Origin of the sequence: Mesorhizobium sp. M7A.F.Ca.CA.004.04.2.1 (assembly GCF_004022825.1) — a bacterium.
Lineage (GTDB): Bacteria > Pseudomonadota > Alphaproteobacteria > Rhizobiales > Rhizobiaceae > Mesorhizobium.
Genome location: NZ_RZPH01001822.1, coordinates 1 through 414, shown reverse-complemented (window position 1 = coordinate 414; position 414 = coordinate 1). Strand labels below are relative to the sequence as shown.

The 414-nt window shown below is 65.5% G+C and carries 1 protein-coding gene; it reads right to left on the bottom strand.

The window, feature by feature from the left end:
• Positions 1-414: GTP-binding protein (locus EN893_RS37760; RefSeq protein ID WP_281062562.1), on the bottom strand; the 414-nt coding region annotated here is incomplete at both ends.

The window sequence follows — 414 nt, the reverse complement described above, 5'->3', positions numbered from 1 at the left end:
GGCGGTACCGGCGGCGTCCATCAGGTCGCTTTTCGACAGGATGATCAGGTCGGCACAGGCGATCTGGTCCTCGAACACTTCTTCCACCGGATCGTCATGGTCGAGCGTCTCGTCCCCGGCGCGCTGCGCCTGCAGGGCGTCCATGTCGTTGGCGACGCGGCCCTCGGCCAATGCCGGCCCGTCGACCACGGCGATGACGCCGTCGACTGTGACGCGGCTCTTCACGCTCGGCCATTGAAAGGCCTGGACCAGCGGCTTGGGCAGCGCCAGGCCCGATGTCTCGATCAGGATGTGGTCGACCCTCGGCGTCAGCGCGAGAATACGGTCGAGCGCCGGGACGAAATCGTCGGCGACGGTGCAGCAGATGCAGCCATTGGCCAGTTCGACGATATTTTCCTCCGGACAGGTGTCGAT